This is a genomic window from Fenollaria timonensis (genome assembly GCF_001457835.1).
Taxonomy (GTDB): Bacteria; Bacillota; Clostridia; order Tissierellales; family Peptoniphilaceae; genus Fenollaria; species Fenollaria timonensis.
In genome coordinates this window covers 447,130-462,894 of the sequence record NZ_LN898229.1, presented here as the reverse complement: position 1 = coordinate 462,894, position 15,765 = coordinate 447,130, and the positions used below count along the sequence as shown (strand labels likewise).

The window sequence follows — 15,765 nt, the reverse complement described above, 5'->3', positions numbered from 1 at the left end:
TTATATATCTAAGTTCGACGCGTATTTTGCGTTCTTTTCAATAAATTCTCTTCTCGGTTCGACCTTGTCACCCATTAGCATGGAGAATATCTCGTCGGCGTTAACAGCGTCATCAACATTGACTCTTAGTAAAATTCTGTGTTCTGGGTCCATGGTAGTCTCCCAAAGCTGTTCAGGGTTCATTTCACCAAGACCTTTGTAACGCTGAATAGTGTAGTTGTCTCTGCCTATCTCTTTAAGTAAGTCTTCAAGCTCGTCATCGTCGTAAACGTAGTACTCTTTTCTATTTTTGCTAACCATGTATAGTGGTGGCTGTGCGATGTAGATGTGGCCGCCATCAACAAGCTCTCTCATATGTCTAAAGAAGAATGTTAATAGAAGCGTTCTGATGTGAGCGCCGTCGACGTCGGCATCGGTCATGATGATGATCTTACCATATCTAAGCTTTTCTATGTTAAATTCTGTGTCGATACCTGTACCAAAAGCAGTGATCATCGCCTTTATCTCTTCATAAGCAAGTATTTTGTCAAGTCTCGCCTTTTCTACGTTAAGTATCTTACCTCTTAGAGGCAGAATTGCTTGGAACTTTCTGTCCCTGCCTTGCTTTGCAGATCCGCCGGCTGAGTCCCCTTCGACTATGAAGATCTCTGTCTCAGTATTGTCGTTCGATTGGCAGTCCGCCAATTTGCCCGGTAAAGTTGTGTTATCCAAGACACTTCTTTTGCCTCTGGATAGGTCACGCGCCTTTCTCGCAGCTTCACGCGCCCTTTGCGCCGATATCGCCTTTTCTATAATCTTCTTTCCTTCTTGCGGATGAAGTTCGAAGTAGTCATTAAGCTCTTGGTAGCAGGCTGTGTTCACTATGCCTTGAACCTCGCTATTACCAAGCTTTGACTTAGTTTGTCCCTCAAATTGTGGCTCCTTAAGCTTAACCGAGACAATGGCTGTTAGACCCTCTCTCGCGTCATCGCCAGAAAGATTTTCTTCCTTTTCCTTTATAATATTGGCTTTCCTACCATAATCATTAAGCGCCCTTGTTAAAGCGTTTCTAAAACCAGTCAAATGGTAGCCGCCTTCTGTTGTGTGTATGTTATTTGCGAAGGTTAAAACGTTTTCCGAATAACCGTCAGTATATTGCATTGCAATCTCTAGCTCGCAGTCGTCCATGGACTTGTCGAAGTAGATGATATCGTTTGTGATGGCGTTTTTGCTACGGTTGATGTACTCAACAAAGCTCTTGATCCCGCCTTCGTAGTGAAAAACTTCCTCAGATGGATCTTCTTCTCTTTCATCAATTAGAGTTATGCGAACGCCTTTATTAAGGAAGGCAGTTTCTCTAAACTTATTAACAAGGACTTCTTTTGAAAATTCAGTCGTGTCGAAAATTTCCTCATCCGGCATAAATTGTATTGTAGTACCCGATTCTTTAGTATCGCCAACTACCTCGATGTCGCCTTGCGCCTTGCCTCTAGCAAAGTGCTGTTCATATATGTGACCGCCTCTCTTAACAGTCGCTATCAGCCATTCGCTAAGAGCGTTAACGCATGAAACACCAACACCGTGAAGACCGCCTGATACCTTGTATGCGTCGTTATTGAACTTACCGCCCGCATGCAAAACAGTAAGAACTGTCTCCAAAGTCGATTTGCCAGTCTTAGGATGCACTTCAACCGGTATACCCGAGCCGTTGTCCTCAACAGAGATGCTTCCGTCTTTGTAAATCCTCACATTTATCGTATCTGCTCTGCCGGCCAAAACTTCGTCGATGGAGTTGTCCATAACCTCCATAACGCAGTGGTGTAGACCCTTTGTGCCAGTTGAGCCGATGTACATACCCGGTCTTTTTCTAACGGGTTCTAGTCCCTCAAGGACCTGAATACTACCCGCATTATAATTTTTATCTTCCATTTCTTCCTCCGTAAATCATTTCATTCGTTTCTAACTTTATAAGTAAATAATCATCGTCAATTAAATCTTTTATATCATCCATGTCTTGAAGCGTGAATATTACTTGCATATCACCAACCGCATCAAGAAGGTATTTCTTTCTTTTTTTGTCAAGCTCTGAAAAAACATCGTCAAGTAAAAGCGTCACATCCTTATTAAAGCTTCTAATCATCTTAAGTTCAGCTATCTTCATAGCGAGCATCACAGTTCTTAATTGGCCTTGCGAAGCGAATTTCCTCGCCTCATTGCCCCCTATGCTTATGGGATAATCATCTCTATGAGGGCCAAGCGCAGTCGTCTTTCTCTCAATATCCTTGTCAAGATTGGCATTAAAAGCATTTTCATAAGCCATTTTTATATCATTATCTATGTCAATGTTAGTCTTGTACTCGATCAGTAATTCGTCTCCGCCGCTTAAGTCCATATGTATGGCCTTGCAAATGGCGTTAAAGTTCTCCGTAAATGTTTTTCTCTTCTCTACGAGAGCCGCGCCAAGCGTGATGAGCTGTGTATCGTAGGACTTTAGTACTGCCTTTAAAGAATTTTTATCCTTGTACATTTTTAAAGCCTTATTTCTGTTCATAAGCACTTTATTGTAGCTAAGTAGTTCGTCTCGATACGACGGCGACAGCCTTGTTAATATGCTGTCAATGTACTTACGCCTATGTCCTGGAGCGCCTTTTAAGATGTTTAAGTCGAAGGGCTCAAAGAGAACCGCCTCAAAGCGTTGATTGTACTCCTTGGCATTCTTGATCATCTTGTCATTTTGCTTGACGAGCTTGCCCTTGGGCTCAATCGTGATCTCAACACGATTTAAAATATCCTTGTAAAGGTACTCGAAAGAGGCATAGGCAGATGCATTGCCAAACTTGATCAGCTCCGCATTTCGCTCAGTTCTAAAGCTCTTCAAAAAGCTGAGCATATATATCGATTCAATCACATTCGATTTGCCCTTGGCATTGTTCGCCAAAATTATGTTCTTTTTTGGATGAAACTTCAAATATAACTTTGAGAAGCTTCTGTAATTTACAAGCTTTAAACTCTTTAACATATCTCGATACTTTCGTCAAATACAGTGACCACGTCGCCTTGCCTAATCTTTTTGCCCCTGCGAGTCTCTACCTCGCCATTGACCTTGACTAAGCCATCTTGAATGATGTTTTTAGCCATGGCACCGCTATCAACAATCGCGCAAACTTTTAAAACATTTTGCAGCTGAATGTATTCGTCTTCTAGCTTAAACTTCATAATTCTCACCTAATCTCTACTATTATTATATATACTCACTTATGCTTGCATTTTTACAGGTAAAACAAGGTAGCGATATTCCTCGCCCTCGTAAATCTTCATCGGTCTGATGCTTTCAGAAAGCTTTAGTGTAAGCTTATCCGCGCTCATGGCCTTGAGACCTTCAAGAACGTAGCGGCCGTTGAAGCCGATCTTGATGTCGTCACCAGTTTTTTCTACCATGATGTCGTCAGTCGCATTGCCAAGCTCGTTTGACGCGGCAATATTTAGGTTATTGTCCTTAAAGTCCATGACAATAAGACTTATTCTGTCTTCAAAACCTATTAAGGAAACTCTTTCGATGGCATTCACTAGATCCATCCTATTTATCTCAACAGTAGTGTAGTCCTCGCTTGCAAAGACCTCTTCGTAGTTAAAGAAGTCGCCTTCTATTAACCTTGTATATAGAAGTGCACTGTCTATTTTAAAGACAGCCTTGTCCCTTGCATAAGATATTTCCACGATATCGTCTGTGTCGTCAAGCATCTTTTGTATTTCAGCTAAAGTTCTGTAAGGCACTATAAATGAGCTATTCTCCTCAACTGCCGCCTTGAACTTTAAAGAGCTAATTCTGTAGCCGTCAAGACTTGCCGCGCTTAAAAGGCCATCTTCAAACTTGAAGTAAACGCCGCAAAGCGTTGGTCTCGCTTGATCTTGGCTAGTTGAGAATAGTGTTTTCTTGATAATCTTATTAAGCTCTTTCATAGTTAATTTCACAGACTTATCCAAGCTGTAGTGCGTGTCAATCTCTGGATAATCGTCGTGCGGCATGCTCTTTAGATTGAATTTCGAGAACTTCGCCTTGATCTCAACGTCATCGCCGTTTGATGTAAAGCTGATCTCGCCAGATGGCACCTTTCTAACTATATCAGAAAGAAGTTTGTTTGAGAAGCAGCAAGTGCCCTCTTCGACTACAGTGCATTCACATTCACTGATGATAGTTAATTCAGTGTCAGTCGAAACGAGCCTAATTCTGTTATTTGCTGCAGTTATCTTAATCGCTTCAAGAATTTCTAGAGGACTTCTTTGAGAGATAGCCCTTTGAGCGATTGTAATATGTTTTAAAAATTGATCCCTATCAATAACGAACTTCATATTATTATTTCACCTCTTATTTCTTCCTTATATAAATATATACTCTATTATTTTTTTTACTAGAATAATAGTTTTGCCACTCTACTATTTATAAATCTATATGTTTTTTCTTGAATATCTTTTTTACTAGAACTATATTTCCCCTATAATAATCTTAATAAAGAGTAATAGTAGTAGGTCCTGTATAATTGTGGATTAGTTTATCAAATCCATATTTATCATCAATATTTATCCACAGGTCTTCTGAATTAAATGTTCAGTAAAGAGGACTTATCCACAGATGATCTTTTCCAAAGCCTCAACTGCGTCCCTAATATTCGCCTTAGTCTTCTTTTCCTTCAAAATCTTTTCGTAGGCATATATCACAGTAGAGTGATCGCGTCCACCAAAAGCTTCCCCAATCTTAGGGTAGGATAAATCAGTATTAACGCGCGCGAAATACATCGCTATTTGCCTTGGAATTGCTATATCAGAGTGTTTCCTCTTCGAATTTATATCCTCAATCGAAATATTAAAATACTTCGCAACCGCTTCCTTAATCGAGTCGATAGTGATCTCCTTTTCCTCACTTTGACTCATAAAATCAAGCGCGCTCTTCGCCAAAGGTACAGTAATTTCAAGCTTTGTACCATCTTCTTGCTCCGAAGCAGCTTTGACACCCATAAGAGCCCCCTCAAGCTGACGAATATTTTGCTTAGCACGTTTCGCGATGTACTCAAGCACATCATCAGAGACATCCAAGTTCTCTTCATCCGCCTTCGCCTTTAAGATGGCAATACGCGTTTCCAAAGGCGGCTGCTTAACCTCAATAGTTAAGCCACTTTCAAAACGGCTAATAATCCTGTCTTGAATATTTTTAATGTCACTAGGTGACCTATCAGACGCTATAATTATCTGCTTGTTCATAGAGTAAAGCGCGTTAAAAGTGTGGAAAAACTCCTCTTGCGTTTGATCTTTGTACGACAAAAACTGAATATCGTCAATAATCAAGCAGTCCAAAGAGCGATACTTCTCCTTAAATTCGCGCATCGTTCTGTTCTGTAAGCAGCTAATAAGCTCATTTGTGAAGTCCTCACTCGTGATATATAAAAGCCTAAAATCCTTGTGATCCTTTAGCATCTTATTGCCTATCGCATTAATCAAATGCGTCTTTCCAAGACCAGTCTTACCAAAAAGGAAGAATGGATTGTATAAAAGTCCAGGATTTTCCGCTATTCTCTTCGAATTCTCAAAAACATAAAGGTTCGCATCCCCCGGAATAAACCTGTTAAACGTGAAATATGGATTCAAATTCGGAATTATATCCCCAGTTTTTTTCGACGTCTCCTCAACACTTTGCTTGTAATCGTAGCCTTGAGAAGGGTCCAAAACCTTGACATCATGGACATCCTCGTCCATCGACACAAGTTTTTTCTTGATAGTGTCCTTGTAATTGAACTCAACTATACTCTTTATGAATATATTTGGAGCCAAAAGTACCAAAACACCATCCTCCAAGCCGACCGGCTCTAAAACACTGATCCACAAGTCGATATTATTGATAGGAATGTCTTCCTTAAGCGCCTCCACACACGATGCAAATAGAGACTTTGCGTTGTTCATAATTTTACCTCCGTCCTATGTGGATAGTTTATCCACAGGCATCTGTCTATATATGTATATTTACTAGAATCGCATTGTGCATAGAATAATAGCTCTTTTCTGTGGATAAGTCGATAGATTTATCCACATTTCCACAGGATATCCACAGCTTATTAACAAATACTAGGATAATATCTTCGCTATTTTCTATGTCTTTTATATTATATCAACAAATAAAAAAATTATCAACATTTATTTTTTATTTCTGTTGATATCTTGTTAATGGTTTTGCTACGATAATAAATTTTACTATGTATAGCTATTTTACTTTTGAAAGTGAATCTGTTTTATCAAATGCTCGTCATATACTGTTCGCGCGGCGGACTATAAGTGCGCGGCATAGACCATATGCCCGTCATATAATAAGTAAAAAAATCAATCTAAATGCAAAACGAAAATTACTAAAATTGATTCGCGCTTAAAACGATTTGAGAAAATCGACTAATCTGATCCCTCCATAATCCCCGCCCCACCATAATCCCAGTAAAATTTCTTGAACAATTGTCGGGTTTGTGGTATAATTAAGAAAAACAATTGGCGGGTTTGCAGAAAAAGTACGAAAAAGAATTGTCGGGTTTGTGGTAAAAGTGCCAAAAACAATTGGCGGGTTTGAGGTGAGACTATGTTTAAAAGAAAAATTTATGCTAAGATGCTTGAGTGGAAAAGAAGGTCCAAAGGCAGTACTGCTCTACTTATCGAGGGTGCAAGACGTATCGGAAAATCAACTATAGTGGAAGAATTTGCAAAGAATGAATATGAAAGCTATATCCTTATAGATTTTTCACGAGCTGGAAAAGACTTGAAAGATTTATTTGATGACTTAAGTAGTACTGATTATCTATTCATGCAGCTCCAACTATTGTTCAATACTAAGCTTATTGAGAGAAAATCGTTAATTATATTTGACGAGGTTCAGTTTTGTCCAAAGGCTAGACAAGCTATTAAGCTATTGGTTGAAGACGGTAAGTACGATTACATCGAGACGGGTTCGCTTATATCAATCAGGAAGAATGTTGAGAACATCCTAATACCGAGTGAGGAAGAAAAATTAAGCATGTATCCTATGGATTTTGAAGAATTTCTTTGGGCTACGGGCGATACGGCTAGCAACGATATTTTAAGGGAGTGCTTTTTGAATGGCACTAGTCTAGGTGAAGCTGCAAGCCGCAAGATGCTTTTAAAATTTAGGCTTTATATGCTTGTTGGCGGCATGCCTCAAGCAGTAGCTAAATACATTGAAAGCAATAATCTTGAAGAAGTTGATATGGTGAAGAGAAATATAATTACTTTGTACCTAGACGATTTTTACAAACTTGATATGAGGGGCTTTACATCTGATCTATATAGAAACATCCCTTCAGAATTGTCAAGGCACACAAGCTCATACAAAATTTCATCAGTTTTGAAATATGAAAGACCAAGCACGGTTCAAGACGAGATCAGGGAGCTTGTCGAATCGAAAACAGTTTTAGCATCATACAATTGCAATGATCCAAGCGCCTCGCTTGCCTTGACTAAAGATATAAACAAGTTCAAGCTTTATTTGTCTGATACTGGCCTCTTTGTTACGCTAATGTTTATGGATAAGCCATTTACAAAGAATGAAATTTATAAAAAATTGCTATCTAATAAATCAGAGCTAAATCTTGGCATGCTCTACAAAAATGCTGTGGCAACAGCGCTTAGAGCCTTAGGATACGACCTTTACTTCAACACTTGCTACGACGAAGATATTAAAAAATCGTATGAACTTGACTTTCTTATATCAAGTGGCAATAAAATCTACCCTATAGAAGTGAAGTCATCTGGCTACAAGGCGCATAAATCCTTGGATGTATTTATCGACAAATATAGGTCAAGAATAGGAAAGAGCTTTGTTATATACACAAAAGATTATCTTAAAGAGAGAGATATAGTGTATTTGCCGGTGTATTATACACAGTTTTTGGATGAAATATAAAAAATTTGCATTGAATCAAGCCCTTTCGCTAGTTTCGAATTATTATATGACGCGTTTTGTAAAACAGATTTACCTTAAAATAATTTCCGCTTAAGATGAAAAAATAATCATAGCAAAATAAATTTTTCGATCAAATTAAGAAAAGTGATTTTTATTAATTAAATTTTAGATTAAGATCAATATTTTGTTTTAACTATCAAATGAAAGAAAAGTGCTTTTACAGAGCGAAGCCTTCGGAGAAAACTGTTTTAATTTCTTAGCGAAGTGAGCCGCCCGTGGGCTCATCTAGCTGAGCGAAGCGAACGAATATGAGACCACAGGTGAACAAGCTTAGAAATTATCAGTTTTCGTAGACGCAGTGAGCTATGAAAACACTTTTCGTTATCCATCGCAATTATAATCACTTTTCGTTATTAAAATCAAAACTATAAGTAATTTTCCAGACGCTGTCTGGAATTTTTAATTTAAGCGAATTAACTAAAAGCGCCCAACCATAATCCCAACTAAAATCATCTTGCACCACGTCCCCTGCTATGTTATAATAAAGTTATAATCAAAGGAGGTTTATCATGAACAACAAGAAGAAGATGACGTTTTTGGATTACTTTATACTAAAGATCATCGTGGCTGGGACTTTCTTTTTCTTATATTTGAAGCCGGCTGCTTTTAAAATCCCTGGTGTTGAAACTTATCCAGACGCTTTAATCATCTGCAGAGGCGCTGCTCTACTTATGAGTATATTCACTATGAGTCAAGTTTTCGACGCCATTTACAAAGTATCTCAAAAAAGAGATTAATGTTAATTCGCATTAAATTTAGCCCTTTCGCTAGTTTCGAATTATTTTGTCGCTGCGGAGTGCGTTTAGCACACCTCACTCCAAAAAATTCTGTACAACGCGAAATTATCTAAATTTCTTTGCAAATTAACGAAGTGAACGTCGATTTTATTAAATTTGCGGCCACTCCAAAAAATTCTGTACAACGCGAAATTATCTAAATTTCTTTGCAAATTAACGAAGTGAACGTCGATTTTATTAAATTTGCGGCCACTCCAAAAAATTCTGTACAAAAGCGTAGCGTAAAGGTTCTCGCCAATTTAATGGCGAGGTTCTTCAATCATCTAAATTTCTTTGCAAATTAACGAAGTGAACGTCGATTTTATTAAATTTGCGGCCACTCTAAAAAATTCTACATAATATGTAGCTTAAAGAATCTTACCATTTATGTGTGAGGTTCTTTTTTATCCACAAAACTACTCTATAAACATAGTAAAAGTACTAATTTATCTATTATATTAATATTTTCATAATTTTCTCTTGACAAAGACCTATTAATTAATTATAATTACTATAGGAGTTTATGTACTATAGGAGGTGTATATAAATGAAGAGAACTTATCAACCTAAGAAAAGACAAAGAAAAGTTGAACATGGTTTCAGAAAAAGAATGTCAACTAAGTCTGGTAGAAATGTCTTAAAGAGAAGAAGATTAAAAGGAAGAAAGAGATTATCTGCATAATTTATGCAAAGGTATTTGAGTTTAAGAAAGAAAGTAGATATTAACAGGGTTTTCTTGTCGAAGAAGAAGGCCTTTAACGAGTCGTTTACGGTATATTACCGCTATAATAACCTAGATCACCCTAGGTTTTGTTTTGCTATTAGTAAAAAGTACGGCAAGGCGAATAAGAGGAATTTACTAAAGAGAAGGCTCAAGGCCATCATCGAGGCGCACGCAGGGGATTTTGATAAGCCTTATGATATTGTGATTTCGGTTAAACCTACGGTTATTGACTACGATTTCTACAAGATTAGAAAAAGATTTCTTTCTTTGTTAAGAAAAATAAATGTTTTAAAGGATAAAGCTTATGAGTAGGATTATGGTAATGTTTGTGCAAATATACCGCTTTGTGGCACATAAGATTTTTCACAAGAGGCCCAGCTGTATTTTCACGCCAACTTGCTCTGAGTATGCGATTGAAGCTTTTGAGAAATATGGTTTTTTCAAAGGCTTGTATTTATCTGTGAAGCGTGTGCTTCGCTGCAATCCATGGTCAAAGGGCGGCTATGACCCGCTTGTATAGTTTTCCTTTAGGCTTTATTTATCGTAAGGAGGATTTATATGTTAGGTAAAATTTTAGGTTACCTTTTTAATTTCATATATGATCAGCTTGCTAGCATGGGCGCTGAGCCTGCAAACTTCTCGTTTTTGGCAATGACTATCATTATCTCGACTATTATCGTGAAATTACTGGTTTTGCCCTTGCAAATTTCTTCTACTAAGAAGATGAAGAAGACTGCGGACTTACAGCCTAAGGTTAAGGAAATTCAAGAGAAGTACGGCTACGATCAACAGATTGCCTCTCAAAAGGTTATGGAGCTTTACAGACAAGAGGGCGCGTCAATCACTGGCGGCTGCTTGCCTCTGCTTATTCAGTTCCCTATCTTGATTGCGTTCTTGCAAGTGTGCCAAAATCCAGCTATCAACGCATTCGGTGAAGCAAAATACGCTGCTATGTCAAAAACATTTTTCTGGATTAAGGATTTATCTCTTGCTGACCCATATTGGTACGGTCTTCCACTGATTGCAACGCTTGTAACGCTTCTAATGAGTGTTACTACGCCAAGGGTCGGTATGACTGACGAGCAGCAAGCCAAGTCTATGAATATGATGCAGTATTTTATGCCGTTAATGACATTTTTCTTTACAGTTAAATATCCAGCTGGCCTAGCTTTGTACTGTGCTGTATCAAGCCTATTTGCTGCTATTCAGCAATTTGTACAAAATAGGATCATTAAGAAAGAGGAGGTAATTGTAAGTGAAAAGTAGATTTGAAGCGAAGACTATTGAAGACGCTATAATCAAGGCTGAGACTGAACTTGGCATGAGTAGAGACGCCTTCACTGTTGATGTAATAAATGAAGATAGTAAAGGTTTTTTAGGTATCGGCGCAAAGGACGCTGTGATTGAGGTTACTTATGATGATGTAAATAGCTGTGATTGCAGCGATGAGGACCATGAACATGGCTGTGAAAATCATGAAGACCATAACGATGGCAATGGCAGTGACGCTGAGCATATAATTATACTTAAAAATTTCTTGGACGAGTTCTTTAGGCTATTTGAGGTAAAGGCTTCGTACAAGATTGATGAGTCTGACGATATGATCAAGGTTTTGATTGATGGGGACTCATCTGATGACACGTCGAAATTGATCGGTAAGAAGGGTGCTGTGCTTGATTCTATGAACACGATAGCGCAAATTCAGCTAAACAAGTCGCTTGCTGAGTTTAAGAGGCTTTACATCGACGTTGGCGACTACAGAAAGAAAAGACAAGAGAAAGTTAGAGAGCTTGCTATACAAGGTTGTGAAAGGGCTAGAAAGTATGGTACTAAGGTTTCATTAGAGTACATGACTAGCTATGACAGACGTATCGTTCACGAAACCTTAGCAGGTATTGAAGGCGTAAAAACATTTTCTGAGGGCAACGAGCCTCACAGAAGAGTTTGTATCATAGCGAAGTAATTAGGAGGCTTTTATAGCCTCTTTTTTATTTATCTTTATGATTATGGTAATGGCAATGGCCATGTGAATGGCTTAGCCACGATGACTGAAAATGCTAGAGGAAGTGAAATTGCTTAAGAAAGTGATTTTACTAGAGAAGGCAAATTACTACAGATATTGATTTTGCTAGACATGGCAAAGATGCTAGCCTAATTGAAAATACATAATAAAGTAAAGATAGTATACAAAGGAGAAGAAATGAGAACGATTTGTGCAATATCAACTGCTATGCAGCCGGGTGCCATCGCCATCATCAGGATGAGCGGGGCAAATAGTTTTGCTATTGCGAAGAAAATTTTTCGCTCGGCAAGCGGCAAAGATGATTTTAAAAATAAATACATGTACTTCGGAAGGATCTACGACGGGGATGACTTTGTCGACGAAGTCCTAATATGCTTTATGAAGGCGCCAAATACCTACACTACAGAGGATATGGTCGAGATTTATTCGCACGGCAGTGTAATTAGTCAAAGAAGGATACTTAACCTCTTACTAAAAAATGGCGCGGAACTTGCTGAGCGCGGCGAATTTACGAAGAAGGCCTTTATTGGCGGCAGAATCGACATCACACAGGCTGAGGCCGTCGCTGACATGATCAACGCCAAGACCGATATGAGTTACAATCTGTCTCTAAAAGCCTTTGATGGATCAGTTCGTGACTTTATTAATGGCCTTGCAGATAGCCTTAAGATGCTCATTGCAAATATCGAGGTCTCTATCGACTATCCAGAAGAAGACATAGAAGAAATTAGCTACGAACGCATTACGAATACATTGACAGATGTGAAAAATAGCTTAGCTGAGCACATTAGGCGCGCATCGACATCGACGCTTATTAAGGACGGCATCAAAACGTCAATCGTCGGCGTACCAAACGTAGGTAAATCCTCGCTTCTAAACACATTTACCCGCGAAGAAACTGCCATCGTCTCAAATATCGAGGGTACTACTCGTGACATGATCACCGAGTACATCGATCTTGAGGGCATCAGCCTTAAACTTATGGATACGGCTGGCATTCGTGAGGCATCGGACGAGATTGAGCGCATGGGCGTCGCCATATCGAAGAAGGCAATCAAGGATGCAGACCTCGTTCTAGCGGTTTTTGATTATTCAAAGCCAATGACGGACGGCGATAAAGAGATCATTAACATGGTTCAAGATAAAAAACATATATATATATTAAATAAGGTAGACGAAGGCGAGAATGGCGAGTACCTAGACCATTTCGAGCAAGGCGCAAAATACATTTTAACGAGCCTAAAGACGGGCGAAGGCTTCGAAGCGCTGAAGGACATGATTAAGGATATGTTCTTAGCGGGCGATATTAGCCAAGATGATCTTGTTTACGCCAATATCAGAGAGATGGATCTACTTAATAAGGCGCACTCAGCCATAAGCGAGGCACTAAACGATGCAGAGCACAAACAAGTCTACGATCTACTCATAGTCAACATCAGAGCCGCTCTCGATAGCCTTCTTGAAATACTTGGCGAGAAGCTCGACAGTGAGATACTTGATAAGATATTCCAAAACTTTTGCATCGGCAAATAGACTAAAGGAAGTGATTTTATGCAAAGAAGAGAAAAAACATATATTAGAGGTACGTTTGATGCAGTCGTAGTAGGCGCTGGACACGCTGGCTGCGAGGCGGCACTAGCACTTGCCCGCCTTGGCAAGAAAACTGCTGTCATCACCATCAGCTTAGACGCAATCGCTGCGATGAGCTGCAATCCTAACATTGGCGGCACTGGCAAGGGTCATCTCGTTCGTGAGGTCGACGCGCTTGGTGGCGAGATGGCGAAAAACATCGACAAAACTTACATTCAGTCGCGTATGCTGAACACCTCAAAAGGCCCAGCTGTGCACTCTTTGCGCGTTCAGGCAGATAAGCAGGCCTACCACCGCGAGATGAAGAAGACACTTGAAAACGAGCCGAACCTTACCATAATTCAGGGCGAAGTAGACGAAGTCATTTTTGATGATAATGGTAGAGCCACTGGCGTCCGCATGACTACAGGCGCTGTACTTGAGGCGAAGGCGGTCATTTTGGCGACAGGCACCTACCTTAAAGGAAGAATATTTGAGGGCGAGCTAAATTACGAATCGGGCCCCGATGGCCGCTTCCCTGCTCGCTATCTATCGGCTTCCTTAAATGAGCATGGCATTGAGCTAAGAAGAATGAAGACAGGAACGCCAGCTAGAGTCCATCGCCGCAGCATCGACACGTCAAAGATGGATGTACAAGAGGGTGACAAAAGCATAGTTCCCTTCTCATTTATGAATGAGGCGGAAGCCATTCGCAAAGATCAGGCTGTTTGCTACCTAACTTACACTACCAAGCCAATGCACGAATACATTTTGGCGCACATAGATCGTTCGGCGAGGACGCTTGGCGACATAACTGGCGAAGGACCGCGCTATTGCCCAAGTATAGAGGATAAAGTCTTGCGTTTCAAGGACAAGGATCAGCACCAAGTTTTCATCGAGCCAGAGGGCACGGATACTGATGAAATGTACATCCAAGGCGTTTCGACGGCGCTTCCTGAGGAGATGCAAGTCGAGATGTATAGGATGATAGAGGGTTTGGAGCACTCCGAGATTATGAGGAGCGCCTACGCGATTGAGTATGACGCGATCGATCCCACTTCCCTAAAGCTTAGCCTTGAGTCCAAAAAGCATGAGAATTTATTTTTCGCAGGCCAAATCAATGGTTCATCGGGCTACGAAGAGGCCGCTGCGCAAGGCATTATGGCAGGCATCAACTGCTACTTAAAGCTTGAGGGCAAGGAGCCTTTCATTATCAAGCGTAGCGAGGGCTACATCGGCGTTCTGATCGATGACCTTGTTACGAAAGGCACAAACGAACCGTATCGTATGATGACGAGCCGCTGTGAATATAGACTAAGCCTACGTCAGGACAACGCTGATATGAGGCTCACTGACTATGCTTATAGGATAGGTCTTGCGAGCGAAGAGCGTTATAATCGCATGCTTGAGAAGAAGAATCGCATCGAGGGCGAGCTTGAAAAATTGAAATCGAAGTCCATTGGCCCAAAGGAAGAGACAAATGCTTACCTTGAAGGCCTTGGAACGACTGGACTAAAGACAGCTGTCACACTAGAGGAGCTCCTTCGCCGCCCAGAGATACATTATAGCGATCTCGCTAAGTTTATGGATTTATCAATGGATAAGCCGGACGAAATACTTGAGCTCGAGACTATTGTCAAGTACGACGGCTACATCAAGAAGCAAAATAAAGAGATAGAGAACTTTTTAAAGATGGAGGAACGCTCTCTTAAGGACTTTGATTATAGCCTAGTTAAGGGCCTAAAGACCGAAGCCAAGGAAAAGCTCGAAAAGTTTAGACCGTCAAACCTTGGCCAAGCCTCGAGAATAAGCGGCGTTACCCCAGCTGACATAAACAACATCATCATATATATGGAAGTAAATAAACGCAAATGATTTATGTAATAATTGGCATCGCCGCGCTAATGGCACTCGCCCTACTCATGTGGAAGAAAAAATTAGTGGTGAGCGAGTACACAGTAAAAGCGCCCATGGATATGGATCTCCTTATATTATCGGATTTGCACTCGATGGACTTCGGCGAAGGACAAAGAGAGCTACTTGATATAGTGGACGCACTCCCCTTTGACGAGATCCTAATGCCGGGCGATATATTTGATGACAAGGTCGACGACAAAAAAGGCTATGAGTTTGTGGATGGCATCACGAAATATAAGTGCTACTACATCCTAGGCAATAACGAGATCATATCCGGCAAGGCTGAGCAGCACATGAATAAGCTCACTTCCATGGGAATCACAGTCTTGGACGATGGCAAGGCCATTTACAAAGCAGACGATAAGCAAATAGAAATTTGGGGCTTCAGAGACAGGCACCCTTGGCGCATGAAGGATTACGCGGCGCACGTGGCTAAGAGGCTCGATGCGGATACGGATTTTAATGATTATCGCATCGTTCTCTCGCACAAGCCACTTACGAAGGATCAGTTTAAGGGCTTAAATGCTGATTTGATTATCGCAGGCCACGCACATGGCGGTCAGTGGCGCCTACCTCCTATAAATAACGGAGTTTTTGCGCCAAACCAAGGAATATTTCCAAAGTACGCTGGCGGCGTATATGAGGTGAACGGCAGATACGAGGTCGTTTCGAGAGGCCTCGCGCGCGGACTAAAGCTCGTGCCGCGGCTAAACAACCCGCCCGAGATAGTTTTACTACACTTAAGAAAATAATGTTCCACGTGGAA

Annotated in this window: 15 protein-coding genes; 10 read left to right on the top strand and 5 right to left on the bottom strand. The window is 40.3% G+C overall.

Annotation, left to right across the window (positions count from 1 at the left end; all coding sequences use genetic code 11):
• From gyrB to dnaA, 5 genes are all read right to left on the bottom strand, one after another.
• Positions 1 to 1,908, bottom strand: coding sequence for a DNA topoisomerase (ATP-hydrolyzing) subunit B (gene gyrB / locus BN3004_RS02200; RefSeq protein WP_058259639.1), 1,908 nt, complete (start codon positions 1,906 to 1,908; stop codon positions 1 to 3).
• The gene (recF, locus tag BN3004_RS02195) at positions 1,898 to 2,998 is read right to left on the bottom strand and encodes a DNA replication/repair protein RecF (protein ID WP_058259638.1); all 1,101 of its coding nucleotides are present in this window, start codon (positions 2,996 to 2,998) and stop codon (positions 1,898 to 1,900) included. Before recF ends, gyrB begins: the two co-directional genes overlap by 11 nt.
• On the bottom strand, positions 2,992 to 3,195 hold the full coding sequence (locus BN3004_RS02190; RefSeq protein ID WP_058259637.1) for an RNA-binding S4 domain-containing protein: 204 nt from the start codon (positions 3,193 to 3,195) through the stop codon (positions 2,992 to 2,994). The genes recF and BN3004_RS02190 overlap by 7 nt, the downstream gene beginning before the upstream one ends.
• Positions 3,196 to 3,234: 39 nt before the next feature.
• The gene (gene dnaN / locus BN3004_RS02185) at positions 3,235 to 4,329 is read right to left on the bottom strand and encodes a DNA polymerase III subunit beta (RefSeq protein WP_058259636.1); all 1,095 of its coding nucleotides are present in this window, start codon (positions 4,327 to 4,329) and stop codon (positions 3,235 to 3,237) included.
• Between the two features lie 270 nt (positions 4,330 to 4,599).
• Positions 4,600 to 5,931: a chromosomal replication initiator protein DnaA gene (gene dnaA, locus BN3004_RS02180; RefSeq protein ID WP_058259635.1), complete on the bottom strand. Its 1,332-nt coding sequence runs from the start codon at positions 5,929 to 5,931 to the stop codon at positions 4,600 to 4,602.
• A 661-nt stretch (positions 5,932 to 6,592) separates the two neighbouring features.
• Here dnaA and BN3004_RS02175 point away from each other — a divergent pair.
• The 10 genes from BN3004_RS02175 to BN3004_RS02135 all read left to right on the top strand — a co-directional run bounded on the left by BN3004_RS02175 (position 6,593) and on the right by BN3004_RS02135 (position 15,751).
• Entirely contained in the window at positions 6,593 to 7,930 is a 1,338-nt protein-coding gene (locus tag BN3004_RS02175; RefSeq protein ID WP_058259634.1) for an ATP-binding protein, read from the top strand.
• Between the two features lie 569 nt (positions 7,931 to 8,499).
• Positions 8,500 to 8,727: a hypothetical protein gene (locus BN3004_RS02170; protein ID WP_058259633.1), complete on the top strand. Its 228-nt coding sequence runs from the start codon at positions 8,500 to 8,502 to the stop codon at positions 8,725 to 8,727.
• A gap of 586 nt (positions 8,728 to 9,313) precedes the next feature.
• Positions 9,314 to 9,448, top strand: a complete 135-nt coding sequence (gene rpmH, locus BN3004_RS02165; protein ID WP_058259632.1) for a 50S ribosomal protein L34 — start codon at positions 9,314 to 9,316, stop codon at positions 9,446 to 9,448.
• A 3-nt stretch (positions 9,449 to 9,451) separates the two neighbouring features.
• Entirely contained in the window at positions 9,452 to 9,802 is a 351-nt protein-coding gene (gene rnpA, locus BN3004_RS02160) for a ribonuclease P protein component (protein WP_058259631.1), read from the top strand.
• A gap of 4 nt (positions 9,803 to 9,806) precedes the next feature.
• The gene (gene yidD, locus BN3004_RS08195) at positions 9,807 to 10,010 is read left to right on the top strand and encodes a membrane protein insertion efficiency factor YidD (protein WP_082244062.1); all 204 of its coding nucleotides are present in this window, start codon (positions 9,807 to 9,809) and stop codon (positions 10,008 to 10,010) included.
• A 38-nt stretch (positions 10,011 to 10,048) separates the two neighbouring features.
• Entirely contained in the window at positions 10,049 to 10,756 is a 708-nt protein-coding gene (locus tag BN3004_RS02155) for a YidC/Oxa1 family membrane protein insertase (protein WP_058259630.1), read from the top strand.
• Positions 10,746 to 11,453 carry an RNA-binding cell elongation regulator Jag/EloR gene (jag, locus tag BN3004_RS02150; protein ID WP_058259629.1) on the top strand — a complete coding sequence of 236 codons (708 nt, stop codon included), beginning with the start codon at positions 10,746 to 10,748 and terminating at the stop codon, positions 11,451 to 11,453. Before BN3004_RS02155 ends, jag begins: the two co-directional genes overlap by 11 nt.
• 237 nt (positions 11,454 to 11,690) lie before the next feature.
• Complete coding sequence (mnmE, locus tag BN3004_RS02145; RefSeq protein WP_058259628.1) at positions 11,691 to 13,046, top strand: tRNA uridine-5-carboxymethylaminomethyl(34) synthesis GTPase MnmE; 1,356 nt, start codon at positions 11,691 to 11,693, stop codon at positions 13,044 to 13,046.
• A gap of 18 nt (positions 13,047 to 13,064) precedes the next feature.
• Positions 13,065 to 14,957, top strand: coding sequence for a tRNA uridine-5-carboxymethylaminomethyl(34) synthesis enzyme MnmG (gene mnmG, locus BN3004_RS02140; protein WP_058259627.1), 1,893 nt, complete (start codon positions 13,065 to 13,067; stop codon positions 14,955 to 14,957).
• Positions 14,954 to 15,751, top strand: a complete 798-nt coding sequence (locus tag BN3004_RS02135; protein ID WP_058259626.1) for a metallophosphoesterase — start codon at positions 14,954 to 14,956, stop codon at positions 15,749 to 15,751. Before mnmG ends, BN3004_RS02135 begins: the two co-directional genes overlap by 4 nt.
• Positions 15,752 to 15,765 lie beyond the last annotated feature (14 nt).